Below are 24,786 nucleotides of genomic sequence, written 5' to 3'. Positions count from 1 at the left end.
TTCCCTGAAACTTAACCGTACGATTAAACAATACAGTCCGGAACAGCCGCCACCTGTTTCGTAGCAATCGAACTACAGATCCCATCATAACGCCTGTCTCGCACATACTTTTAACCACAATCTCATTATAATTAATTCTCTATTAAATTATTCTTCATTGTGCAAATCCCTATTAAACCTAAGAGTTTTTATATTAGCGTAGAAAAATCTAAAAATATTATTCATTAAACTTGCCAATGCAACAGAATATAGAACGTCCATTTTTGTCACAAATAAAAAAAATAACAAAATTATTAAAGATAGTATTAAAGATAATATTTGATATAATATTATTTTATCATAATTAATATTATCGAAAAATAGAGCGACATATTGTGCTGGTCCAACATAATACGCCCTCAAGAGAGAATTTATCACAAGAACTGAAGCGAGAACCCAATCTACCCTCCTGTCGACACCAATTAGTTTCCACCCTAACGCCCCCGCAACTAAGCAACTCGCAAAAAGCACCACGAATAATAATAAAAAATAAATTTTATACTTCGATATAAATGAAAAGTATTTTTCTGGATTATCTCTAATAAAGGTTGCCAGAAAAAATGCCGCATACCCACTCACTATCGACATAGGTAAACAAAAATAGGTGAAATGGATGAAATATACAGCAGTGTCAGATGCCTGAGATAAGATTTCTACCAAAATATTTTCGCCAAACATCGACAAGTTCATAAATATAGCCATTGCCATGGCCCTAAATCCGCCAGAATATATATATCCTATTCCTCTTATTTCACAAGTTTTATTTCTAATAATAGGAATAAAAAACATAATTACTGTCAAAAATACAGAAATAGACATAGAAATTATAATTAGATAATCTATCTCCAACTTAATACTTGAAAAGTATGCCGCCATAATTACTATAAATGCAGCTATCTTCCACCATTGCTGCGCTATTTGCGATCTCACATTTAGGCGGTGAGACCGGAAATAATTAGACATAGCGATTGAAATAGCACCACCAGACGCTGCCGCCGCAAAACTCGAAATATCTCCCAGAACCCCCATCCAGCATATGATGATGGCAAAAATGAGCGCTAGAATGGGAATTTGTATTAGCAATAATCTCAATAGCTGGCGGCTTATCTCCCGCTCACGCATGAGCAATTGGTCAAACCCGGTAATGCAAAACACTCCACCAATTGCTACTATCGATCTGATCACAGCCCAAGCCGCGATGTCGCGATCAGGATACCATTTCCCAATCAACATATCGCAACAAGCAAGGCACAAAAGCCCAAGGCAATATACCAATAGGGGTGCCGCTACTGACCAAAGACGAGTCAGATCACCCCTCCCTACGCGGCCAAGGTCTGCCCGCATAAGCAAAAGCCGCAGCTGCAGCCCACGGAGTGGGATCACTCGTATTTGAGCGAAACAGAAACAGAAATATCAAGACGGCATATATCCCAATAAAAATGTTAGACCTGCTGACCTCAGACCTCCCTCTCAATAGCACAACAAATGCTACCGTTATTATTAATCCATATATTCGGAAATCTGTCCACCAAGCACCAAATATAGAATATGATCTTGACGGAAGAGGGACAAGATTTGAAGAGAATAAATCATATATCAAATTTGTATATATCGCCAGCAGACCTCTTTCAAACTCAAAATAATAAGCAGTCCCAATTTGAATTTTAAATGGATCAAATATAATAGCGGAAATCCCCTGAAGGGGACCAGAAATTTTATATAAAAACCCCATATCATTTGATATGAAATCGAATTCAAATCCAGATATATTATAGAATGCCTCAATACCTCGCCTGGGCAGGCCAATTTCTATCAGTGACAAATGATAGGATCTAGTTATAAAAACTATACCAGTTAGCAATGCAAAACCAAATATCGCATACGTCAAATGTAGAGCCCGAAATCTGCCATTACGCACCGCTCCGTAGAGCACGGCAATTCCCATACTAACCACAAATACAGATATATTAATGAAGAATTGCCCAGATGCGGAAAATGCAGACATAAGTAAAAGAGCAAGCCCACGATACCAATTTAGACGACCAGCCATAAGATAAAAGAATGCAAAAAATATAGCCTGGGTCGGAATACGGGATTGCTCCGGGAAGAAACTAGTTAGCCCTCTAGAACCCGCAGTTGACTCATCAAATATAGCCCTATTAACAAAAATCTGTATTATTTGGGTAAAACCAAAAATATTTAATACAAATCCAAAGAATACTATTAAAACAGCTATATCAATATATTTTATTAATGAATTAGATTCATTTGACAATAAGTAATTATAGAAATATAAATATATTATGGGAGCTGTAGCATATCCAAATAGCGCCCGCGAATCAAACATCACATCTTGGTAAGGATTATATATATTTGCAATGAAAGATATAATAGAAACAAGTAGCATTAACAAAAGAACAATGGAAATTGTATCAACTTTTACCGATCCTTTGTAAAATATCAATGACAATATCGAAAGAACAAGTGCGAAAGGCTGAACATCTGATGGCAAAATACTTATGCCTATATAAGGCATAAGTATAAAAAATATTGGAGCCCCAGAAATTCCTTTTATCATTTTCTGGGCTTTCTAAGATCTACAGCGAATTTTGAAATACCAATGTCCGAAATTTTCTGATGATCGACCAAGATAACATGGACATCAGCATGTTCATTTGCCTGTACGGCTTCGATAAGTTCCGCCCGCTTTAAGATACCAGGAAGTTCATTGATATGAGGCTCCACAACGAAGACATCGCCCGGATGCTCCACAAGCAGCGCTTCAGCGATCTTCATCGCCGGGCTTTCGCGTAGATCATCAATGTCAGGCTTGAACGTGAGCCCGTAGATCGCCAGCGAGACATCTGCGGCGCTCTTACCCGAATTTTCCATAAGATATGCGCCGATTGCCGAACGCACCTTCTCCAGCACCCATTCGGGCTTGCCGTCGTTCACCTCGCGCGCAGTACGGATCAGCTTTGCTCGCTCAGGTGATGAGGAAACGATGAACCACGGATCGACCGCAATGCAGTGGCCGCCCACACCAGGCCCCGGCTGGAGAACATTGACCCGCGGATGGCGGTTTGCCAGCCCGATCAATTCCCATACGTCGATGTCCAGTTCGTCACAGATCATCGACAATTCATTGGCGAAAGCGATGTTGACGTCGCGAAAGCTGTTTTCCGTCAGCTTCGCCATTTCCGCCGTGCGTGCGTGGGTCACGAAACACTCGCCCTGCACGAAGTGACGGTAGAGCGATACCGCCATTTCCGAACAGCGAGGGCTCAGCCCACCGATCACACGATCGTTATGGATCAGTTCCTGCATCACCTTGCCCGGCAGAACGCGTTCCGGACAATGGGCGATACGCACATCCGATTGTTCGCCATGCGTTTGCGGGAACGTAAGGTCAGGCCGCTCCTCAGCCAGCCAGGCGGCCATTTGCTCCGTCGCGCCGACAGGAGAGGTGGATTCCAGCACGACCAGATTGCCCGGCGCCAGAACGGGAGCGATGGCCCGGCTCGCCGCTTCGATATAGCTCAGGTCGGGCTCATGGCTGCCGTTCAGGAACGGCGTGGGCACAGCGATCAGGAAAGCTTCGGCCTGCTCCACTTCGGTGGTTGCACGCAGATACCCTTGCTGCACCGCTGCCTGCACCGCGATGTCGAGATCGGGTTCTACGATATGGATTTGCCCGCGGTTGATAGTGGCAACTGCATCGGCATTGACATCGACGCCAATCACCTGAATCTTGCGAGAGGCGAACATCGCTGCCGTGGGTAGGCCAATGTAGCCGAGGCCAATGACCGATATGGTCCCGAACATACGTTTCATGATTTGTCCTTAGTGTGCTGTTGGCGAGCGGCCGCCCAGTTCTGGATCGCGGTTGCAATCCGGCCAGCGGCCTGTCCGTCGCCATAAGGGTTATGCGCGAAGCTCATCGCTTCGTAGGCAGCGCGATCATCCAGCAGGCTGTTCACGCTTTCAACGATCAATGTCTCGTCAGTGCCGACAAGGCGGACGGTCCCCGCCTCCACGGCCTCCGGCCGTTCGGTCGTGTCGCGCATGACAAGCACCGGCTTACCGAGCGAGGGGGCCTCCTCCTGCACCCCGCCGGAATCCGTCAGGATCAGATTGGCGCGGTACATCAGATAAACGAAAGGCAGATAGTCCTGCGGCGCGACGAGATGAACGTTCGCAAAGCCGCCGAGTTGGCGCTCGACCGGTCCTTTGACATTCGGATTGAGATGAACGGGGTAGACGATCTCGATATCCGGCCGCGCCGCCAGCTTTTCAAGCGCGTTGCATATCCGCTCGAACCCGCTGCCGAAGCTTTCTCGCCTGTGGCCCGTCACCAGAATCAGGCGGCGCGCAGGATCGAGATTGAAGCGACGTTCAAGATCGTTCTGCAACACCGGATCGCGTTCGATTTGCGCAACCACTTGATGCAGCGCATCAATCACCGTGTTGCCGGTGACGTGAATGGCATCCGGCGCAACATTCTCACGCAGCAAATTGTCTTGCGAGCGAAGTGTCGGCGCGAAGTGCAACGATGTGATCGCGCCGGTCACCTTGCGGTTCACTTCTTCCGGCCAGGGTGACAGGATATTGCCGGTACGCAGGCCCGCCTCGACATGGCCAACAGGAATACGTTCGTAATAGGCAGCGAGCGACGCCGCCAATGTCGTGGTGGTATCGCCGTGAACCAGGACGAGATCGGGCTTGAACTCACGCAGGACCGGCCGCAAGCCATGGAGGACATGGGCGGTGATATCGGTCAAGTCCTGACCTGGCTTCATCAGGTCGAGATCGAAGTCCGGCACGATGCCAAACAGGGACAGCACCTGATCCAGCATTTCGCGATGCTGCGCCGTGACACAGACACGCGAAACGATATCGGGTGCGGTCGCCAGATACTGGACGACAGGCGCCATCTTGATCGCCTCCGGTCGTGTGCCGAAAACGGAAAGCACTTTCAATTCGCGACTCATTCGCCGGCTTCCTTCGGAATATGGAGAACCGACCGAATATCGTTGTCACGTCCAAACCGTTCGCGCTTCTGCTGACAGGATGAACCGCATGCGTGATAAATTTTGGAAAGAGAGTGGTTTGGTATAGTCATTTTAATCCCTAGCGCTGGCGGGTTCGGCATTGAGCCAGTGCAAATCCATAAGATCGAAAGCAGGACCTGTAGAACCGGTCCCACCGTTGACGGTGAGGGTAAGCTCCACGACCCGGCATGGTTGCGGAAGGGTCAGGACGCCCTTTCCACCGGAACCCGCCAGCAGATCGGGAGAACGCACACTAAGGCCGCTGTCCAGGCATCGGATCGACCAGCGGGCGGTCCCGGTCGGCACACCCTGCCGTTTGACGGTCCACCCAAAACCCAGTGGGCTGGTCTTCGGCAATAGGGTGCGGGTCGCCACCGGCCCGTTTGTAAACGGCTTCGCTTCGATCTGAAGAACCGGGCCATTGCGGCCCGTTACAATGCTCGTATTGCGATCCGCGTTGGCCGCCAGCACCCAAGCCAGCGGAGGATACCCGTCCGTTCCCAGGGCACCTCTCAACGCGGGATCGCCCTTATACTTCTCGCTTTCCAATGCTCCCGGCAGGCGCGGATAAATACGCCGCAGCAGGTCGAACTGCCGCTCTTTCATCAAGGCCGGCACCAAAGCAGTATAGGCCGTGCGGTAGGCGGTTGTGTCTGGAAGCTTGCTTAGAGAGGACAATAATAAGGCTGCTTGGGCACCACTACCATTCTGGCTGGCCAGCCGCAGAAGTTGGGGAAACCACGGATTGTCCGCAACTGCATAAGGTCTTAACGCCGACCGCGCTTCTTCCGCGCTCAGGCTGGCCACCAATCTTTGCAACAGCGGCGCATGCAACCGCCCTGCTGTACGCAAGACCACATCATAGCCACGCAATGCCGCGCCAAGATCACCAGATCTTACCGCATCGTCAATCAGCCAGAGCTGAACCGCGACATCGCGGCGAGTGAGGCGCTCCGCCATTTTCATACGCAGCCGGGCGGTGGCGATATCGCCCTGCTGCGCCTCTGACCAAGCAGCCAGGCGCAACGATTGAATCGACAGCGGCTCTTGAGCCAAGATATTGCGCCCGGTCTCCAAAAGCGATGCCCGTCGCGATGGATCGCCGTCAGTTGCTCCCCACTCTTCATCAGCGGATCGATAACCCGGCTTCCACGCAAAGAAAGCGGGGCCGAAAGAAGCGAATGACTGCACCGGAAAGCCGACGCCGGCAGCCGCGTTGCCAAAGGACAATACGCTCAACGCAATCGCCAGAGCGACACCGAGCCAAACCGCCTTACGGAAGAGGCGTCCATCGGACCGAGAAAAGTGCAAAGGCATAAGTTCGGTCATCGCACGGTCGATGCCTGCTTGTCGGATTCATAGCTGTATAGATTGGCGTAATCGTAACCATAGCCGTAGCTCGTCACATTCGCTCGATAACGGGTGACAACAGCTCCGAAGATATGTGCATTGACCGACGCGAGCCGTTGAACCGAGGCGCGGATGGCGCGGATGGGTACGCGTCGTGCCTCGATAACCAGCACAACGCCTTCCACTGTGACAGCGATCAGCGGTGCGTCGGCAAGACCCAACAATGGCGGGCTATCCAGAATGACATGATCGTAGTGCTGCAGCAGTTCCTGCATGAGAACACTCAGCCTTGGCCCATGCAGCAGTTCCGGGGCACTGGGGGGAATCGGGCCTGCGGGAAGAAGGCTAAGCCGATCCACACCGGTAGTATGAATCATACTTCTCCAGTCGTTGTCTCCGGCCAGATAGTTGCTCATTCCCTTGGGTGCCTTCATATCCAAGAGTTTGGCCAAACGGGGACGTCGCAGATCGATATCGACCAGAAGGACGCTCTTGCCAGCGCGCGCCAGCAGCCGGGCCAAGGCATAGCTGCTGGTCGATTTCCCTTCCGACGAAACCGAACTGGTGAACGCCATGCTGCGTGGAAAACCATGGTCTGACACGAATCCCAAATTGGTATGAAGGGCCATGTAGGCTTCGTTCAGGATGCTCTTCGGGTCTTCGATCAGTTCCAGCGGCTCGCCCTTTTCCGACGAAGGAATAGTGCCCAGCAGCGGGATGCCAAGAAGATCGGATACCTGTTGCGGCGACCGCAGGCCTTCGTCCAGGTTCTCGCGGACGAACACCGTTGCACCCGCCAGAGCAATGCCTGTCAGAAGCGCAAGGGCAAGGTTGAGCACCAGCTTCGGCGAGGACTGATTCTCGGGTACAATCGCAGGATCCACAATCGCAATATTGTTGGTCCCGACGCCCACAGCACCGATTTCCTTGTAGCGCTGCAGCAAGCCATCATAGAGCTGGCGATTGGTATCCACGTCTCGTTGATGGATGTTATACTCAATCGTCGCACGATTCTGGCCTTGCAGTTTGCCAAGCAATTGGTCGAGCCGGGCACGCAGTCCCTCTTCTCGTTGGCGTGCGGCGTTATAATTCGTCGTGGTGGCGCTTAAGACGCGCCGCTCCTCGTTCGCTATGGCTTGGTCGAGCTTGGCGATCTGTTGCTGGAGTGCACGTGCCTGAGGATATTCCGGATCGAAACGCACCATCAGTTCCGCGTATTGCGCGGCCTTTTCCGCCCGGCTCGCACGCAGATTGTTGATCGCCGTATTGGCGATGGTGTCGCTGTTGGAACCGCCCACGCGCGCCGCATCCATTTGCCCTTCGGCGGCGACTCGATGAGCTGTCGCACTGACCAGTTCAGCGTTCAAACTCGCGATATCGGCTCCGAGAAGCGTCTGTCCCGTGGTGGTTCGCCCGTCTTCCGAGCGAGTTTCAGCAAGCGGCACGATATTGCGCTTCTCGGCATAGTTTACCAGCTCGCGTTCGGACTGTTCCAACCGCTCCCGCAGGGATTGCAAACGGGTTTCCAGGAAGCCGCGTGCATCGGCTGTCGAAGCGAACCGTCGATCCATGCTTTGGCTGATAAATTCCTCGACCCAGGTGTTTGAAATCTGGGCAGCCAGCGCAGGCGACGGGCTGATGTAGGAAACATCGACGAGCGCGGATCCACGCACAGGAGAGATGGAAATGTTATCGAGCAAGGTGTCGACGACTTTATCCTCGCGTTTCCGAAGCTCTTGCCGGGTGGGCGTCTTCCCGGAGGCGAACAAGCCTCCTTCCAGATCATGAGCTTCCAGGAATTGTTGATTCTGCGCCAATCGCAGCTTTTTCGCGACCCGCTCCGCCAGCGAACGCGCGTTGAGGAGCGAATACTGCGTCTGATAGAATTCCAGGTTCTGCGCGTTCTGCTCCGGCTGAAGCGTCTGGACATTGCCGACGTTCGCCTGCTCGCGCTGGATTTCGATGCGCGCCGTCGCCGTGTAGCGCGGTGTGAGCAGCAGAGTGATAACGATACCGGCAACCAGCGTCACCCCGACAATCGACAGAATCAGCCACAGATGCCGCCGCGCGATTTCCCAATATTGCAGAACGATGGGTGGCCCCTTTTCCCCCTCCGGCAATGCGGGGTTGGGGGTCGGTGCAATGGGAAGAGGAGCGAGTTGTGTCATGAACCTGCCTGGGCAAATACGAAAAAGGGCGAAGCGATCAGGAACGGGTGAGGAGAATGATCGGCGCGGTCAGCAAGGGTGCGGTTGAGATGAGATCGCGGAACAGGCGGCGGGCCGGCGAATCGCCGACAACCACCACGTCCTTCGGATAGATCGCCGGATCGGGATAATAGCCGCGGCGGATCGCACCCAGATTATAGAGCGCCGCCATCCTCTGATTGCCAACCGTGCGGAAAACCACGACATCTTCGAGCTTTGCGAATTCGCCTGCGCCACGCGCGGCGGCAACGGCACGCATCAGCGTCATCTGGTTCACCACCGGATAGTTGCCCGGCTGCGTCACCTGTCCATCGACGGTCACAAACTGATTGAGTGATTCCTTCACGTTCACCGTTACATGCGGTTCACGCACATGCCGCTCCCGCAGCGCTGTGGCGATACGCTGTTCCGCTTCGTCAGGCGTCAGATCGGCGACCATGATCGAGCCCGCCATGGGAACGGCAATGCGACCCGCGGAATCGACCTGCAATTCCCGGTCGGTGATATTGTCAAAGCCATAGACATCGATCGTCAACCGATCGAGCGGGCCGATCTGATAACCGCGCTTGCTCGCCCCCTCCGGGGTTGGCGGCGGCAGTTCAGTGGCGTCCACAACTTGGAGAAATGCGTTCGATTGAAGCGGCGGGCTACCGGTGCAAGCGGCAAGCAACGGCAGCGGGGATAGAAGGATCAGACGATGAAGCATGGATGAAAATACTCGATGAGGCATGTCGTTGCGGATCAGGAGACGCCATGCGCCTGCATGGCAGGTTGCCGATATTCGGGCACGAGATCATGAACGAGGGGCATGGCGTCCATCGCCCGCCCGGCCGCCAGCAATGCAGCCAGTTCGTCCAGCCGGGCAGAAAGAGTGGCCCAGGGAAGCATTGCCTCCTGCGCCTGCATGATGCGTGGGTGCAGCGTGGGCAGCGGATTGTCGCCGATCAGCAGCTCTTCATAGAGCTTCTCACCCGGCCGCAGCCCCACTTCCACGATTTCGATATCGCCATCGGGATGGTTCGGCTCGCGCACGGACAAACCCGACAGATGCACCAAGGTTCGAGCCAGATCCATGATCCGCACCGGCTGCCCCATATCGAGCACGAACACTTCGCCTCCGCGCGCCATACCGCCCGCCTGAATGACGAGTTGTGCCGCCTCGGGAATGGTCATGAAATAGCGCGTGATATCGCGGTGAGTGATGGTGATTGGCCCGCCTGCGCGAATCTGTTCCCGGAAACGCGGAACCACCGATCCACTGGACCCAAGGACATTGCCGAAGCGGACCATGGTACACAATGTCGGGCTGTGCGCCTGCGCCTGGAGAATGAGTTCGCAAATCCGCTTGGACGCGCCCATGATGTTGGTCGGCCGCACCGCCTTGTCGGTGCTGACAAGAATGAAGCGATCCACCCCCACGGCCTGCGCTGCGAGAACGCTGTAGAGCGTTCCGAAGATGTTGTTGCGCAGACCCGCGATCGGATTGACCTCGACCAAGGGCACATGCTTGTACGCAGCGGCATGATAGACCGTGTTCGGCCGCCAGCGCTGGAACATCCGCTCGACCGTTTCACGCTCGGAAACATCCACCAGTTCGGTGATGATTTCGACGGACAGCCCTTCTGCCGCCAGCCGCTCGCGCAATTCCGCGTCGATGGCGTAGAGCGCGTATTCCGACTGTTCCGCGAGAATGAGACGGGAGGGGTGCGCATGCAGGATCTGGCGGCACAGCTCACTGCCGATCGATCCACCGGCACCGGAAACCAGAACGGTCTTCCCTGCCAGAGCCCGGCCCATCAGCAGTTCATTCGGGATGACCGGATCGCGGCCCAGCAAATCCTCGACTTCCACTTCACGGAAATCGCTGAACGTCACCACGCCATCGACAAGCTGGCCGATGCCCGGGAGGATACGGACACCGATCTCCCACTGCTGCAATTCATCGACAATCTCGCGGCGCCTCGCGCGTGAGGCACTGGGAATAGCGAGCAGCACTTCGGTGGGGCGCTGATCGCGGACCAGTTGCTGAAGACGAGAAGCATGCCAGACACCCACGCCATCGACCTTCTGCCCGTCGAGCCGGATATCGTCATCCAGAAAGCCCACGATGGAAATGTGGGATTCATGCCGCAAGGAGGAGGCGAGCTGCCGCCCGGCCTGCCCGGCACCATAAATGGCGACGCGGCGGCGCGAAGGTTTGTCCGCCCGGACGATCGACATCAGTTCGGTCAGAAAAAGGCGGATCAGCAGGCGGTTGAATACCAGCAGCCCGCAAAAGACGATCGGCTGAAGAACCGAGAGCGATCGAGGAATGCCGGGGAACTGCCAGATGGAGAACGACAGGGCCAAGGGCACAATAAGACAGGCGCAGGCGAAGCAAACGCTGCCGATGGCCTTTGCTCCGGAATAGCGGATGAGATTGCGATAGATATCCGTGGCCCACGCCACCCCAGCCCAGCACAGAAGCGCGACAGCCGTGAAAACGGCCATACCGGTCATGCTTTCCGGCCACACGTCGAGACGCAGCGAAAAGGCCAGGACTACGGAGAGGACACAGCACAGGCTGTCCAGACCGAATGCGATCCACCGGCGGACCGGCCGCGGTATGAGCGCAGCGGCCTCTATCCACCGCCCTGCCCATGCAGAAAGCGCCTGTCGCATAAATTCAGACAATCCTAGAATTTCAGGAAGGCAGGCCGCGAGGAACCTTGCTCATCGAACGTCGGCACCACGGAGTTGGAGACATACTCATTCCCTTGCCCCTTCTCGACCCAAGAGCGGCTCGACCAAATGGATGGAACTACCCGCGGAGATACGGTCGACTTCAAATTCGTCACAAATTCGCATCCATTTTCGACTTCGGATGATGTATATAATAAACTTTTTAGTGTGTGGGAAGCGAGCGAAAGGGCCGGTCAAAAACCCCGATTTAACCCGGGTTAATATATATTTTTCTTAATTTTTCAGCCTTGTAAATCCAAAAATCCCCTACGAGAGAACCGAGAAATCGCCATAATTAACCGATGTATATAAACATAATTCCCGGAATTTCCGGCCAACTGTGCACCGCCTTCGACGAACGGATAGGTGATCGTCACGCCCACCTTTCCACATACATGTGATCATAAAATGCGCTGCAGTGAGGTGGTGACAATGCCGAAGATGGCCGAAGAATCGTGCGAGATGCCCTGCGGAAAGGCGAATTCCCTGTGATAGCAAGAGGCAAACAGGCCGGTCCGTGGCCACCAAAAGGCAAGTCGGCCCGCCGGCCGATTGACATGAATGTTGTATATATCCAATATTCATGGAGGCCATTGCGACGGCACCCCCGGGCACTGGCCGCCTCTCCCAGAATCAGGAGCATTATGAAACGCTGTCTAGATGTCGGTATGGCCGCGCTTGCTCTGATCGTTCTTTCGCCGATTCTCCTGCTCGTCGCCTTGCTCGTGCGCCTGTCCATGGGCGCGCCTGTCCTCTTCCGTCAGCAACGCCCGGGCCTTCACGGACATCCGTTCGCCATGCTCAAATTCCGCACCATGCGCGACGGGCCAGAGCCAGATGCGGCCCGCTTGACGCGCTTTGGGCGGTTCCTGCGCTCCAGCAGCCTCGATGAACTGCCGGGGCTGTGGAACGTGCTACGCGGAGACATGAGCCTGGTTGGCCCCCGCCCTCTGCTTATGGAATATCTGCCGCTATATACGCCTGAACAGGCCCGGCGGCATGATGTGCGGCCCGGCCTGACGGGTCTGGCGCAGGTCAACGGACGCAATGCCATCAGCTGGGAAGAGAAATTCGCTTTGGACGTCTGGTATGTCGATCATCGCTCGTTTCTGCTTGACCTGCGCATTATCGCCCTCACCGTGATCAAGGTCATCAAGCGCGCCGATATCAGCGCCGAAGGCGAAGCAACCATGCCTCGCTTTACAGGGCAGTCTTAAAATGACGCGCCTTTACGGGGTATATGGTGCAAGCGGATGCGGGCGTGGGATCATGCCTCTGCTGCGCGAGCAGATAGCAGGCGAGGACGCGCTTCTGGTGTTCATCGACGATGCGCCCGGCGCTGAGACGATGAATGGGCATCCTGTCTGGACATGGGACCGCTTTTGCGAAACGCCTGCCACCAGCCGCCATACCGCGCTTGCCATCGCCAATTCCACGGTTCGGGAAATGCTCGACCTGCGTTGTCAGGAAGCAGGGGTTGAGATTATCGGCGTTCGTGCGGCCAATGTCGTCTCCATGGATGAAGTGGAGATTGCACCCGGCGCACTGCTTTCCCCGTTCGTCACGCTGACCTCGAATATCCGGATCGGCCGCTGCTTCCATGCAAACCTCTATTCCTATGTCGAACACGATTGCGTGATCGGCGACTATGTGACGTTCGCACCCGGCGTGCATTGCAACGGCAACATTCTTATCGAAGACCATGCCTATATCGGCGCGGGCGCAATGATCCGGCAGGGGCGATCGGGCTCTCCCCTGCGGATCGGGCGCGGCGCCACGATCGGCATGGGCGCTGTCGTCACCCGCGATGTGCCGGCCGGCGCCACCGTCGCCGGCAATCCTGCCCGGCCTTTGAGGAAATCCTGACATGCTGAATACCGCTTTCGCCCCTTGGCCCAGCTTTACCGAGGAAGAAGTGAGCGCTGTCGGCGACGTGCTCCGGTCGGGCCGCGTCAATTACTGGACCGGCGAGGAATGCCGGGCGTTCGAACGGGAATTTGCGGCCTGGGCCGGAACCGACCACGCTATAGCGGTGGCGAATGGGACCGTTGCGCTCGATCTTGCATTGCATGGCCTTGGGATCGGGCCGGGGGACGAGGTGGTGGTGACACCGCGTACATTCCTGGCATCAGCGACATGCGTCATCAATGCCGGTGCCACACCGGTGTTCGCGGACGTGGACCAAGACAGCGGCAATCTTTCGGCCGAGACGATCGCCGCAGCGCTCACGCCCCGCACCCGTGCCGTCATCGTGGTTCATCTTGCCGGCTGGCCTGCCGATATGGACGCCATCATGGCTCTTGCCGGCAAGCATAATTTCAAAGTGATCGAGGATTGCGCCCAGGCCCATGGCGCACGCTATCGTGGGCGCAGCGTCGGTTCCATCGGCCATGTCGCCGCATGGTCCTTCTGTCAGGACAAGATCATGACCACCGGCGGCGAAGGCGGAATGGTCACCACCAACGACCGCGCTCTGTGGTCGCGAATGTGGTCGTTCAAGGATCATGGCAAGAGTTGGGAAGCCGTCTATGAACGGGAGCATCAGCCCGGCTTTCGCTGGCTGCACGAAACGGTCGGAACGAATTGGCGGATGATGGAAATGCAGGCCGCCATTGGCCGGATTCAGCTTCGCCGCATGGCGGATTGGACCACCCGGCGCGAGGTGAATGCCGCGCGCTTGCGCACGGCTCTGCAACCTTTTGCCGGGCCGGATGGCATCGTACGTGTGCCTCTGCTCGCCACCGGCGAGAAAGAGAATGCGACATCCGTCCATGCCAATTACAAATTCTACGCCTATGTACGCCCCGACCGACTGGCACCCGGCTGGGATCGGGACCGGATTGTGGCGGAGATCAACGCGCTGGGCGTTCCGTGCTATCAGGGAAGTTGTTCGGAAGTGTATCAGGAGAAAGCTTTCGCGCTGAGCGGCCACCGCCCCGCACAACGCCTGCCCGTTGCGCGGGAGTTGGGCGAGACCAGCCTCATGTTCCTGGTGCATCCCACTTTGCGGGACACGGACATCGATCAGACATGCAGCGCCATCACGCAGGTGCTTTCGCAAGCAGGCGCATAACGGGACCCGCCATGCTCTTCGCCCCACCCCGCTCGCAAACCCCTTTATGGCGACGGCTGCGCTTCTGGCGCGGAGCCGCGCCACTTCCTTTCCGCGTGCCGGAAGGGGAGCGCATTTATGCGATCGGAGACATCCATGGGCGCTGCGATCTGTTCGAAGCGCTGCTGGACCAGATCATGCGCGACAATGACATGCGCGGCCCGGCATACAGCCGGTTGATCCTCCTCGGCGATCTGATCGACAGGGGGGATACCTCGCGCGACGTTATCGATCTGGCGATGCACGCCGCGGGGCAGTTCGATTCCTTCGCCTGGCTCACCGGCAACCATGAAGAATTGTTCATGGGGGCACTGGATGGCGACGTGGATATATTGCGCGTGTTCCTACGGAACGGTGGCCGCGAAACTATCCTGAGCTATGGGATCGATGCGGACTTGCTGGCACGGTTCAGCTTCGAAGAGCTCTCCGCGGCATTGCCCGCCCTTGTCCCGCCCGCACATCGCGATTTTCTCCGGACCGGGCGAGACACGGCGGTGCACGGGGATTATCTGTTCGTCCATGCCGGGGTCCGCCCGGGGGTTACGCTGGAAAATCAAAGCCGCCGGGATCTGCGCTGGATTCGCCACGAGTTCGTGAACGATATGTCCTTCCACGGGCATGTGGTCGTCCATGGCCATACGATCAGCGACGAACCGGTGAATCTTCCTTACCGGATAGGGATCGATACGGGCGCTTTCCGTTCCAACCGACTTACCGCCGTAGGGTTGGAAGCAAACCAGCGCTGGTTTCTATCGACACTGTAAAAGCCCGAAGCGGCAGTCTATCCTGTCAGAGCCTTTCCAGGCTGAGAGGAATGAGGTCGCCACTATCGCTCACCGTTGCTTCCATGCGCACCGGCACCCCGACGAAACCCGCCGGATCCTCCTCCAGCATCAGATTCCAGACTTTCTTGTCGGGTTCGACGGCATACCAGAACGCTTGATGCCTTCCGGCAACGATCCGGCATTCGCTGATCAACAGCTTGTCTCGGGGTTTGCTCATAAGGTCATGCCTTATCAAGGGCCGGTTGCGGCGAAGGCCATCGCGCGGCAAAGGCGACCGCAAGGGCCAGAAGTACCGAGAGCGCAGGTGTACGCACCGGATAGTCGACGAGACTGGCCACGGCAAACAAAGCTACGATAGATAGGCCCGCACGTACCCACGGCTGCGCCTTTCCGTGCTGCGATGTCAGACCACCAGCCGCACGGTACAGCAGAACGGCAATTGCCCCGATCAGCAGCAGGATGGCGGGTAGCCCACCCGTCAACAGCAGTTCCAGCCAATCATTATGCGCATGATTGAGATATTGGGAACCGAGCAGTTCGTGTGGCTCATACAGCCGGTAGATCTCCACGAAGCTGCCGATCCCGCTCCCCCATGGGAAATAGTCATGGACGGCGCGCCAGATGGCCGGGGCCGCCCGCCAGCGCAGGTCCGTGTCGGCACTCATCTCGTAAAGCCGGGCCAGAGCGGGCGCACGCGAATGAAAGAAGAACAAGGCGCCCAGACACAAGGCCGCCAGCAATGCAAACACCGATACCAGCTTCATGGCCCGATTGTCAGTATCGCTGCCCGAAGAATCGCGACCATAGATCCACAGAGCCATGGGAATGGCCAATGCCGCACAGATCAGTCCGGCCCGCGATCCGGTCATCAGGATCATGGGGATGACAAGCACGCCACCGGCCAACGCCATCACACGAATGAAATGCAGATTGCGCTGTCGCCTGCTCGCCGTGCGGGCATAAAGAGCCAGCAACGGCAAAAGGCAGGCCAGCAACAAAGCGGCATGATTGCGATTCGCGAACAGGCCGACCGCCGATCCCTCGTTGGTGATGGCATAGGGGTAGAAGGACACGCCCACCAATTGCATGCACCCGAGCAGCCCGCTCAACAAGGCGAGAAGCAACACGGCCGACAAGACTTGCCGCAACTGCGCGGCAGGAAGTGTGATCGCGAGGAGACATGCCGACAGCGGCGCCAGCAGGAAGAAAAACGCGCTCCAACTGTGTTGCGGCGTAAGCGACAACGCATGCCAGGGCAGGGGCATTCCCATTGCATGATACACATCCACCGCGACAGCGCGGCCCGGCAGCGCTGTCCATACCGCCGGTGGCAGTGGAATGAGGTGGAGCAGGGGTAGCAACAGGAGGCATCCACCGACGATGGTAAGACCTCGTGCCTGTCGCCATGCTTCGGGCAGGCAAATCATAAGGGCCACGATGAAGATCACCGCCGTTAGCGGGCGAAGGACGAGCAGCGACCAAACATCGTCACGGGCGCTCCCCCCCATAAGGAACGTCGCGGCCACCAGCAGCATAAGCAGCCAACTGACTGTGGGGTAAACCGGTGATGCGACAGAGGCAGCCTTAACGGCTGGAGATGCAGAACGGGTCATACTCGCGTCAGCCGCCCGGCTCTGACCCGACAAGCTGTGCCCGCATAAGGCGTATGGCCGGAAAAACAGGGAGACAGCAAAATCCCCGCCCCGGGGTGGCGGAGGCGGGGATATCGCAGGGCCCAATGCCCCTTGGAACTCATAACAACGGATTAGGGGCTAACGGGCGCCGAATCGTCGTCGTCATCGCCGCTGGTGGCGATTGCGATGATGCCACCGGCAACAGCCAGTCCACCGAGCGCAATCAGTGCCGTCGAGGGACCTTTGTCTTCGGATACCGCAGTCGATTCGGACTGCGCCAGTGCGGGCTGAGCCACAATCGTCGCCGCGATAGCAGCGGCGAGAAGTCGTATGGAGCGCATGCAATTCTCCCTTCAATAGGTGATGTGGCGGATGGTAAGGCTTTGTGGGTTATATAGCAATACCCTGGACTCCCACCCCCTCACCCCTTGGGAAGAAGCCGTCACATCTTAAAAATATCACTTATTATTCAATAATGTATATCAAATATCGGCCGCCCAAGGCATTCCTTTCCATCAGAATGGAATGTTGTATATATACATCATAAAATGGCAGAAATCTCCCATTCTGCGCACAGAATCGGGATGGAGATGGGAACAGGCAAAGCCGGTCTTCAGCGCGCAGATATGCGACAGTCTGATCACGAGATGAGGCAATCCGATCCCCTGCACCGCACACGAAGGCAGGGTGTGATTGCGGCTATGCCGATACCTCTTTCATGGTGGGTTGAAATGAGTGCGGTATCGCGCCTGCGAGGCATAACCATCAGCGCGCCGCAAGGCCTACTCGCCCTCGCCCATTGCATGGGCGATCAAGGCGATCGCCTCAGCGACCGTCTGGTAAGCCAAGAAGCGCCAGGGCGCAGAATAGTCTCTTTAAGAGTTTAGGCTCTGTTCTGAAGAGGCAATTCGACCGACAAATCAACGAGATCGGCCGTACCAATCTCCAGAGCCGACGCAATCGCGACCAACTCGTTCAGGCGCGGGATATAGACGCCGTTTTCCAGCGAAGTGATGTCGCTTTCGCGAAGTCCGCATGCTGACGAAACGTATGCAGCCTCTAGACCTTTGGAAGTCCGAAACAAGCGAACTCTTTCCCCAAATTTCTTGAAGAATTCTCGGTCAAAATCGGCCATACTTTCCAGATTTTCACCTATTTCATTATAATTATCAGGTAATAAATCTGATCTATTTTCAGATTTCATAAATCATGCCATATTAACGTCGAGATGAAAAATTTCATCTGTATTACGACATATTAACAAGGAGCTCTGAAACCGCGGGTCATTTGATAATGACACCACAGACAGCCTCATTCAAAAATCCATAGAATATGGCTGAATGACCCACAAGGGAGCGGCAGCACTTTTGCGCCAGATCAACGGCGGGTGGTGCCATTCCACGGGTCAACGGAGAAAGTATGCCGAAAAAACGCCTTTGGCGACCATATTCCTTTCCCGCTACAGCTATGAACAAGCCACAGCCCTTCCCCCTGCCGCTCAAAGCCCGGCGGGGATCGCTATTGTCAAAATAAGACGGATTGGCATCGGAACGCGCGGAGATGGAAGCCACTGCAACAGGCCCGAGCCACTGGCACCGACGCAACTGGAAACCCCATCGCGGCACCCAGATGTCCCAAAATGGCAAATAATCCACGATAAGTCGGTTAAGTTTTGAGTGAATTTCCTGGAATTCCATGTTAAATGGGCTATATCGTATTGAGGGTCGCCGGGTAGAAAATACACCCCAATTATAAGAGAAATATCACCGTATAACAGGTAAGTATCTTGGGAGTTTCAACTTGCCGCCCCCAAAAGCAAGCAATGTAGTTCCAACAGAACAACATATTTTTGCACGCCGCCTTCGAGAAGCAAGGCGCGAATCCGGCCTCACCCAAGCGCGCCTGGCGGAATTGTCGGGCCTGGATCGGACCTATATTTCCCATCTGGAACGGGGGCTGGCCAATCCCAGCCTCCTCAAGATGTCACAATTGGCGCGGATTGTGGGCAAGTCTGTCGCAGACCTCCTGCGGGGATGATCCGTGAACTGCGACTTCGCCAAAGCCGCACAATTCCGTGTGCAGCGTGCGCCTGCCGATACAGCCGAACGGAGCATACGATCCACCGGCCAAGGCTATACCGAGCATATAGCGACGCTGTGTATTTCACGGTGCTTCCCTCCAACTCTGGAAAGCAGATGCTGGTTGAAGCAAAGTATCCCTCTATGGGCCTGAGAAAAAGGGTGCGTAGAGCGCACCGCCTTCCCCCCAATCACCCCTAAGGTATCGCAGCCGGAGGAAAATACGCCTTTCTTCCGCAGCCACACGCGACTGCCCGATGCACAACGAGAGCCGTCCATTAGGATGGCAGCGCGCCGCAAACGATTGTCACTTCCGGGCTCAGAAAAATTGAGCATTGTTTAATAATTAATTAGACACCGTTCGATTTGAAGATATGAAGCATCTCGATTGTCAGGGAAACGGACATGACAGGGTTTCTGAAAAAGCTGGTGCGCGATCTCGAAGCACCGATCGAAGCGCGCGGTTTCGGGACGGGATGGTTCTCGGGGTTCTTTGCGCTGCTCCTGGCCGCTGCGGGGTTCTGCTTCGTGATGGCGCTGCGTTGGCCGGACTGGTTCGCCACGCCCGAGCTTGCGCGCGTGCTGGCCTCCTCGACCTTTCGCATCGTGGTCCACGGGACATTGTTGAGCGCCTATGCGCTGGCCCTGCTCAGCCTGCTGCTGCGGCCGCGCAAGGCGCTGGGCCTGACGGCGCTGCTGGTGGCGCTGGCGGGCACGATTCTGGGCGGCGCATCGGTACAACCCCGTGAGATGCACGACTGGGGCATCTTCTTCGGGGTCGATTTCTTTGCGGTGAACCTGATCGCCACGGGCCTGATGTTCTCCCCGCTGGAACGCATCCTGCCCCATCGCAGGGAACAGCGCCTGTTCCGCCCCGAATGGCGGGAGGATCTGTTCTATTTCCTTGTCAGTTCGATGCTGGTGCAACTCATCACGTTCCTCGCGCTCGCCCCGTCGAGCTACCTGAACACGCACGGCACGGCTCTATCCGGCATTCGTGCGGCAATCGGCGGCCTTCCATGGGCGGTGCAGTTCCTCCTCGCCATGTTCCTGACCGACCTGGCCCAATACTGGTTCCACCGGCTGTTCCATCGTGTCCCTTTCCTCTGGGGCTTCCATGCCGTGCATCATTCGGCGCGCTCGATGGACTGGCTGGCGGGCGGACGCATGCATTTCGTGGAGATCGTGCTGCTGCGCGGCGTGACTTCGCTGCCCCTGCTGACGCTGGGCTTCCTGCCTTCGGTCATGCAGGCGTACATCGGGCTGGTCTATGTCTATTCTTCACTGGTCCATGCCAACCTGCGGGGCGATTTCGACCGGCTGGGGCGCTGGATCGTGGTACCGCGCTTCCACCATTGGCACCATGCGCTCGAAGCGGAGGGAATCGACAAGAACTTCGCGATCCATTTCCCCTGGCTCGACCGCCTGTTCGGCACGCACTATTTCCCCAACGGCAAGTGGCCGCAAGGCTACGGCGTGCCCGAGGCGGTGCCGAGCGGCTACCTTGCACAGATGAGCTATCCCTTCGTCCGCAAGGCAGGTTGAATGGGGCGCCGGTCCGATCACAACCGCGAGGAGCTTGAGGCATTGATCCTCGATGCCGGGCGGGAGGTCATGGCAGAGAGCGGCTACGCCCGCTTCTCCGCACGGGAAGTGGCCAAGCGGATCGGTTATTCGGTAGGCACCGTCATGCACGTGTTCGGCGGTGTTGACCAACTGGTCATGGCGATCAACGCACGCACGTTCCGTCTCTGGACACAATGGCTCGAAGACCGGCTGGAAGGCGCACAAAACGGGGATCGGATTCTCGTTCTCGTCCACGGCTACTTCGAATTCGCCACAGTGCATCGCAACCTGTGGTCCGCAATCTACGAACACCGCCTGCCCGGGGGCATGGACATGGCTGACACGCTGATGGCCGAGCGCGTACACCTGACCGATGTCATTACGCGCGAGGTGGCGTCGGTTTTAACCGATGCAAGCACAACCGACACGGCGAAACTGGCCAGTTCGCTGATTGCCACGGTTCATGGCCACTGCGCCTTCCTGCTTGGCGGCACTTTCGCGCTGATGGGCGTGGAACGCCCGGTGGATCTTGCAGCTGCACGTGTCATGGAGGTGCTGCGCGCCAATGGCGCCATGTGCTAATGTCAGGCTAGGTTGCATTCCACGCTTCTGATAGCGTGGCGCACAGGTATCTATCGGGGGCCAACCCATTCCGAACTCGGCCACGCATCACAGGGACTTGCGCACGGGGCAGTCCATCTGGTCCGCGAAACGCCGTCCGCCCATCGCGGTCAAGCGTCTCATCCGGTCTGTCCGATGTAATGTGGCTATCGTCGGCGCGGGCATTTCGGGCGCGCTCATTGCCGAAAGTTTGAGCGAGGCCGGCCTGAGCGTCGTCATTCTCGACCGGCGCGGCCCGCTGCTTGGGTCGACACCGGCATCAACTGCGATGCTGCAGTACGAACTCGACACGCCCTTGTGCCGGATGGCTGACCGGATCGGGCGCGAGCGCGCCGAACGGCTCTGGCGCCGGTCGAGATTGGCGGTCGATGCGCTGCGGGAACGCACCGAGCGGCTCGGCATCAAGGCCGATGCGGTCACACGCGCATCGATCTATCTCGACGGCAATGTGCTCGACGCGGCGGGGCTGGCAGAGGAAGCCGAAGCGCGGCGACGCGCGGGGTTCGAGATCGAACTGCTCACCCCCGCCACCGTCAAGGAACGCTACGGCATCACGGGGAGGCATGCCATCATCGGGTTTGGCAATTACAGTGCCGATCCCCGGAAACTGGCCGCCGGCTATCTCAATGCGGCCCTCGCCCGCGGGGCACGCCTCTACGCACCGGTGGACGTCTGCGCCATTGATGTCACCGAGTATGGGATCACTCTGGAAAGTGCATCGGGTGCAACTGTGCGGGCCGATCATGTGGTGATGGCGAGCGGTTACGAGATGCTGAAAGGCATTCCACGATTGGGCAACCGGACCATTTCAAGCTGGTCGATCGCCACTGCGCCGCAACCGCGCAATATCTGGCCGACCGCGGCGATGATCTGGGAGGCGTCCGATCCCTATCTCTATATTCGCACGACACCGAAGGGCGAAGTGATCTGCGGTGGGGAGGACGAAGAAATCGCCGACGCCGAGGAACGCGATGCCAGGATCGCCGACAAGACCCGAACGCTGGCACGAAAACTGGGCCAGCTGCTGCCCATGATCGACCCCACGCCGGCCCATGCCTGGGCGGGCAGCTTCGGCGACAGTCCGGTGGGCACTCCGACCATCGGGCGCATTCCCAAAATGCCGAACTGCTATGCCGCCATGGGGTATGGCGGAAATGGCATTACTTTCTCGATGATGGCGGCGCAAATGCTGCGCGGTCTTATCACCGGCGCAGGCGATCCGGATAGCGATCTCGTCAGCTTTTATCGCAATTTCTAGGCGGCGGCACACGCACCGCCGCCCTTGGCATCATTATCAGGCGAGATCGCGCACTTTGGCTTCACGCTCGTAGAAGCGCTGTGCCGCCGCCGAGATGAAATCCTTGCCAAGGCCAGTGACCCCAGCATCGGGTTCGACCCCGGCACGATCCAGCAATTCCTGAGCGCCGCCATCGTGCCCAATAGCTTTCAGATGCCCGAAGGCATCCATCACGAATTGCACCGCGGCACTGTCTCGCAGCAGGTTGGCCGTGGCTTCACGTGTCAGAACCAACGCGATCGCATCGACCATCACCGATGGCGTGCCTGCCAATTGACCATCGGCAGCGAGCATCCCGCCCTTGACCTCGATACCGCCCACTTTGGGCGCGATCAGCATCGCGGTGCCACCCGCTTGTTCCACTGCCTGTTTAACCGCGTTGATCGTAGCCAGATCGGAACCTTCGGCAAACAGAATGCCGACTTTGCGTCCTTTGAGCGTCATCTTGGCATTCTTCTGGATCGACAGGGCGTTGGACACCGGCATGTCGATAGGCTTCTTCGCCGCTTTCGCCTTTGGCGGCAACGGCATCGCCAGTCCATCGGCCACGCGGCGGGCGAGATCCATATCGACGTTCTGAAGCAGCCCCAGCACCCGTTCGCGCACGTGCGGCAGTGACGCTTTCGACAATTCGAATACCAGGGCCGAAGCCATGTGTGCCTGTTCGTTTTCGGTTTGCGAACGATAGAACAACCGCGCCTGACTGTAGTGATCCGCAAAGGCTTCGGCCCGGATGCGCAGCTTTTCGGTGGGATCGTTCCGCTCAGCATTCGCGCGGAAGCTGGTGAAGCCCGTTTCGGGGCAAGCGCGGGGGCCGGTATCCTCACCCACTTCACCCAGACTGTTCGGTTCGTAATTGGCGCGCCCTGTGGGGACCAGAGTCTGCATCATGCCGTCACGCTGGAAATTGTGGAACGGGCATTTGGGCGCGTTGATCGGAATCTGGTGGAAATTGGCGGTGCCGAGCCGTGACTTCTGCGTATCGAGATAACTGAACAAGCGCCCCTGCAGCAGCGGGTCGTTCGAAAAATCGATACCGGGAATGATGTTCGATGGCAAGAAAGCCGCCTGTTCCGTCTCCGCGAAGAAATTATCGACATTGCGGTTCAGCGTCATACGGCCGATGACTTCTACAGGTATCTCCTCTTCAGGAATCAGCTTGGTCGCATCCAGCACATCATATGGCTGCTGCGTAGCCCATTCCTCGTCGAAAACCTGAACGCCCAGATCCCACGCTGGGTAATCGCCGGCTTCGATCGCCTCATACAGATCGCGGCGATGGAAATCGGGATCGGCCCCGGCAATCTTCACCGCCTCGTCCCAGCATGTCGATTGCAGGCCCAGCACCGGTTTCCAATGGAATTTGACGAACCGCCCTTCGCCCCGGGCATTGACGAAACGGAACGTGTGCACACCAAATCCTTCTATCATGCGCAGTGAGCGCGGGATCGCCCGGTCGGACATCGCCCACATGATCATGTGCATGGTTTCCGGCATCAGCCCGACGAAATCCCAGAAGGTGGTGTGCGCAGACGCGGCTTGCGGATAGCCACGATCCGCTTCCATTTTCACGCTGTGGACCAGATCGGGAAACTTGATCGCATCCTGAATAAAGAAAACCGGGATGTTGTTGCCCACCAGATCCCAGTTGCCACTGTCGGTATAGAATTTAACCGCAAAGCCGCGCACATCCCGCGGCGTGTCCACCGAGCCCGCGCCCCCGGCAACGGTGGAAAAGCGGACGAATACGGGGCAGCTGTTGCCCTTCTTCTGGAACAGGGATGCTTTTGTCAGTTCCGGTATAGCCCTTGTGCATTCGAACACCCCGTGCGCGCCCGAGCCACGGGCATGGACAATCCGCTCCGGAATACGCTCATGGTCAAAATGGAAGATCTTCTCACGGAGAATAAAGTCTTCCAGCAAAGTGGGACCACGCGCGCCGGCCCGAAGGCTGTTCTGATTATCGCTGATGCGGTGGCCGTGATTGTCAGTAAGATGGGCGCGGCCATCGCTGTGATCGCTTTTACGCGGGACCTCCTGATGAAGCTCCCCGGCATTGCCGCGCGTGTCAGCCAGCGCATTCGCATCACCGCCGCTCTCGCCTGGGCGAATATCTTGCAGGCTATTTTTGAGAGTCGGAGACGTTTGCGGAGTTTCGCCCGGACGCTTGTCTGAACGCTTCGAAGCCATGTCTTGTCTCCCATTTTCTGGCTTAGGTTATCCAGCCAACGGGCGGCAATTCAGAACGTTCCAGATGCGAGAGGGCCTTAAAAGCGGCTGATCCGTCTGGAAATTAGCGATACGAAAGCGCCGCCTCACGCCGAT

The 24,786-nt window shown here is 56.7% G+C and carries 22 protein-coding genes; 8 read left to right on the top strand and 14 right to left on the bottom strand.

Features of this window, described 5'->3' with window-relative positions:
* Positions 1-147: 147 nt before the first annotated feature.
* The 8 genes from K5X80_RS04225 to K5X80_RS04190 form a co-directional block, all read right to left on the bottom strand.
* The gene (locus tag K5X80_RS04225; RefSeq protein ID WP_222559600.1) at positions 148-1,383 is read right to left on the bottom strand and encodes a hypothetical protein; all 1,236 of its coding nucleotides are present in this window, start codon (positions 1,381-1,383) and stop codon (positions 148-150) included.
* Positions 1,349-2,617 (bottom strand): hypothetical protein, encoded by a 1,269-nt coding sequence (locus K5X80_RS04220; protein WP_222559599.1) that lies wholly within the window; start codon positions 2,615-2,617, stop codon positions 1,349-1,351. The genes K5X80_RS04225 and K5X80_RS04220 overlap by 35 nt, the downstream gene beginning before the upstream one ends.
* Positions 2,614-3,873, bottom strand: coding sequence for a UDP-N-acetyl-D-mannosamine dehydrogenase (gene wecC, locus K5X80_RS04215; protein ID WP_349306071.1), 1,260 nt, complete (start codon positions 3,871-3,873; stop codon positions 2,614-2,616). The genes K5X80_RS04220 and wecC overlap by 4 nt, the downstream gene beginning before the upstream one ends.
* Positions 3,870-5,030, bottom strand: a complete 1,161-nt coding sequence (wecB, locus tag K5X80_RS04210; protein WP_222559598.1) for a non-hydrolyzing UDP-N-acetylglucosamine 2-epimerase — start codon at positions 5,028-5,030, stop codon at positions 3,870-3,872. The genes wecC and wecB overlap by 4 nt, the downstream gene beginning before the upstream one ends.
* A 132-nt stretch (positions 5,031-5,162) precedes the next feature.
* A complete protein-coding gene (locus K5X80_RS04205) occupies positions 5,163-6,419 on the bottom strand; it encodes a hypothetical protein (protein WP_222559597.1) in 1,257 nt (418 codons plus the stop codon).
* Positions 6,416-8,608, bottom strand: a complete 2,193-nt coding sequence (locus tag K5X80_RS04200) for a GumC family protein (protein WP_222559596.1) — start codon at positions 8,606-8,608, stop codon at positions 6,416-6,418. The genes K5X80_RS04205 and K5X80_RS04200 overlap by 4 nt, the downstream gene beginning before the upstream one ends.
* Before the next feature lie 37 nt (positions 8,609-8,645).
* On the bottom strand, positions 8,646-9,260 hold the full coding sequence (locus K5X80_RS04195) for a polysaccharide biosynthesis/export family protein (RefSeq protein ID WP_222559595.1): 615 nt from the start codon (positions 9,258-9,260) through the stop codon (positions 8,646-8,648).
* A 128-nt stretch (positions 9,261-9,388) separates the two neighbouring features.
* A complete protein-coding gene (locus K5X80_RS04190; RefSeq protein WP_222559594.1) occupies positions 9,389-11,308 on the bottom strand; it encodes a polysaccharide biosynthesis protein in 1,920 nt (639 codons plus the stop codon).
* 728 nt (positions 11,309-12,036) lie between these two features.
* Between K5X80_RS04190 and K5X80_RS04185 the strand changes: the two genes are divergently transcribed.
* From K5X80_RS04185 to K5X80_RS04170, 4 genes are all read left to right on the top strand, one after another.
* A complete protein-coding gene (locus tag K5X80_RS04185; protein WP_283249227.1) occupies positions 12,037-12,585 on the top strand; it encodes a sugar transferase in 549 nt (182 codons plus the stop codon).
* A gap of 52 nt (positions 12,586-12,637) precedes the next feature.
* Complete coding sequence (locus K5X80_RS04180; RefSeq protein ID WP_261390627.1) at positions 12,638-13,234, top strand: acetyltransferase; 597 nt, start codon at positions 12,638-12,640, stop codon at positions 13,232-13,234.
* Between the two features lies 1 nt (position 13,235).
* Positions 13,236-14,441 (top strand): DegT/DnrJ/EryC1/StrS family aminotransferase, encoded by a 1,206-nt coding sequence (locus K5X80_RS04175; protein WP_222559592.1) that lies wholly within the window; start codon positions 13,236-13,238, stop codon positions 14,439-14,441.
* 95 nt (positions 14,442-14,536) lie between these two features.
* Positions 14,537-15,244 carry a metallophosphoesterase gene (locus tag K5X80_RS04170; RefSeq protein WP_222559591.1) on the top strand — a complete coding sequence of 236 codons (708 nt, stop codon included), beginning with the start codon at positions 14,537-14,539 and terminating at the stop codon, positions 15,242-15,244.
* Positions 15,245-15,269: 25 nt separating this feature from the next.
* Here the strand turns inward: K5X80_RS04170 and K5X80_RS04165 are convergent, their stop codons facing one another.
* From K5X80_RS04165 to K5X80_RS04145, 5 genes are all read right to left on the bottom strand, one after another.
* Positions 15,270-15,482, bottom strand: coding sequence for a hypothetical protein (locus tag K5X80_RS04165; RefSeq protein ID WP_222559590.1), 213 nt, complete (start codon positions 15,480-15,482; stop codon positions 15,270-15,272).
* Positions 15,483-15,486: 4 nt separating this feature from the next.
* A complete protein-coding gene (locus tag K5X80_RS04160) occupies positions 15,487-16,800 on the bottom strand; it encodes an O-antigen ligase family protein (RefSeq protein ID WP_222559589.1) in 1,314 nt (437 codons plus the stop codon).
* A 230-nt stretch (positions 16,801-17,030) separates the two neighbouring features.
* Positions 17,031-17,240, bottom strand: coding sequence for a hypothetical protein (locus K5X80_RS04155; RefSeq protein ID WP_222559588.1), 210 nt, complete (start codon positions 17,238-17,240; stop codon positions 17,031-17,033).
* Between the two features lie 542 nt (positions 17,241-17,782).
* Positions 17,783-18,103, bottom strand: coding sequence for a helix-turn-helix domain-containing protein (locus K5X80_RS04150; protein WP_222559587.1), 321 nt, complete (start codon positions 18,101-18,103; stop codon positions 17,783-17,785).
* A gap of 79 nt (positions 18,104-18,182) precedes the next feature.
* Entirely contained in the window at positions 18,183-18,596 is a 414-nt protein-coding gene (locus tag K5X80_RS04145) for a hypothetical protein (protein WP_222559586.1), read from the bottom strand.
* 103 nt (positions 18,597-18,699) lie between these two features.
* On the opposite strand from K5X80_RS04145, the gene K5X80_RS04140 reads away from it, so the two are divergent.
* From K5X80_RS04140 to K5X80_RS04125, 4 genes are all read left to right on the top strand, one after another.
* Positions 18,700-18,936, top strand: a complete 237-nt coding sequence (locus K5X80_RS04140; RefSeq protein ID WP_261390626.1) for a helix-turn-helix transcriptional regulator — start codon at positions 18,700-18,702, stop codon at positions 18,934-18,936.
* Between the two features lie 446 nt (positions 18,937-19,382).
* Positions 19,383-20,522: a sterol desaturase family protein gene (locus K5X80_RS04135; protein ID WP_222559585.1), complete on the top strand. Its 1,140-nt coding sequence runs from the start codon at positions 19,383-19,385 to the stop codon at positions 20,520-20,522.
* Entirely contained in the window at positions 20,523-21,125 is a 603-nt protein-coding gene (locus K5X80_RS04130) for a TetR/AcrR family transcriptional regulator (protein ID WP_222559584.1), read from the top strand.
* Positions 21,126-21,306: 181 nt separating this feature from the next.
* The gene (locus K5X80_RS04125) at positions 21,307-22,422 is read left to right on the top strand and encodes an NAD(P)/FAD-dependent oxidoreductase (protein ID WP_283249226.1); all 1,116 of its coding nucleotides are present in this window, start codon (positions 21,307-21,309) and stop codon (positions 22,420-22,422) included.
* A gap of 36 nt (positions 22,423-22,458) precedes the next feature.
* Here K5X80_RS04125 and K5X80_RS04120 read toward each other — a convergent pair whose 3' ends face one another.
* Positions 22,459-24,651, bottom strand: coding sequence for a catalase (locus K5X80_RS04120; protein WP_222559583.1), 2,193 nt, complete (start codon positions 24,649-24,651; stop codon positions 22,459-22,461).
* Positions 24,652-24,786: the final 135 nt, after the last annotated feature.

This window comes from Caenibius sp. WL (genome assembly GCF_019803445.1).
In the GTDB taxonomy this organism is placed as follows: Bacteria; Pseudomonadota; Alphaproteobacteria; order Sphingomonadales; family Sphingomonadaceae; genus Caenibius.
Note: the sequence above shows the minus strand (reverse complement) of the source record. Positions and strands in the feature narration are given on the sequence as shown.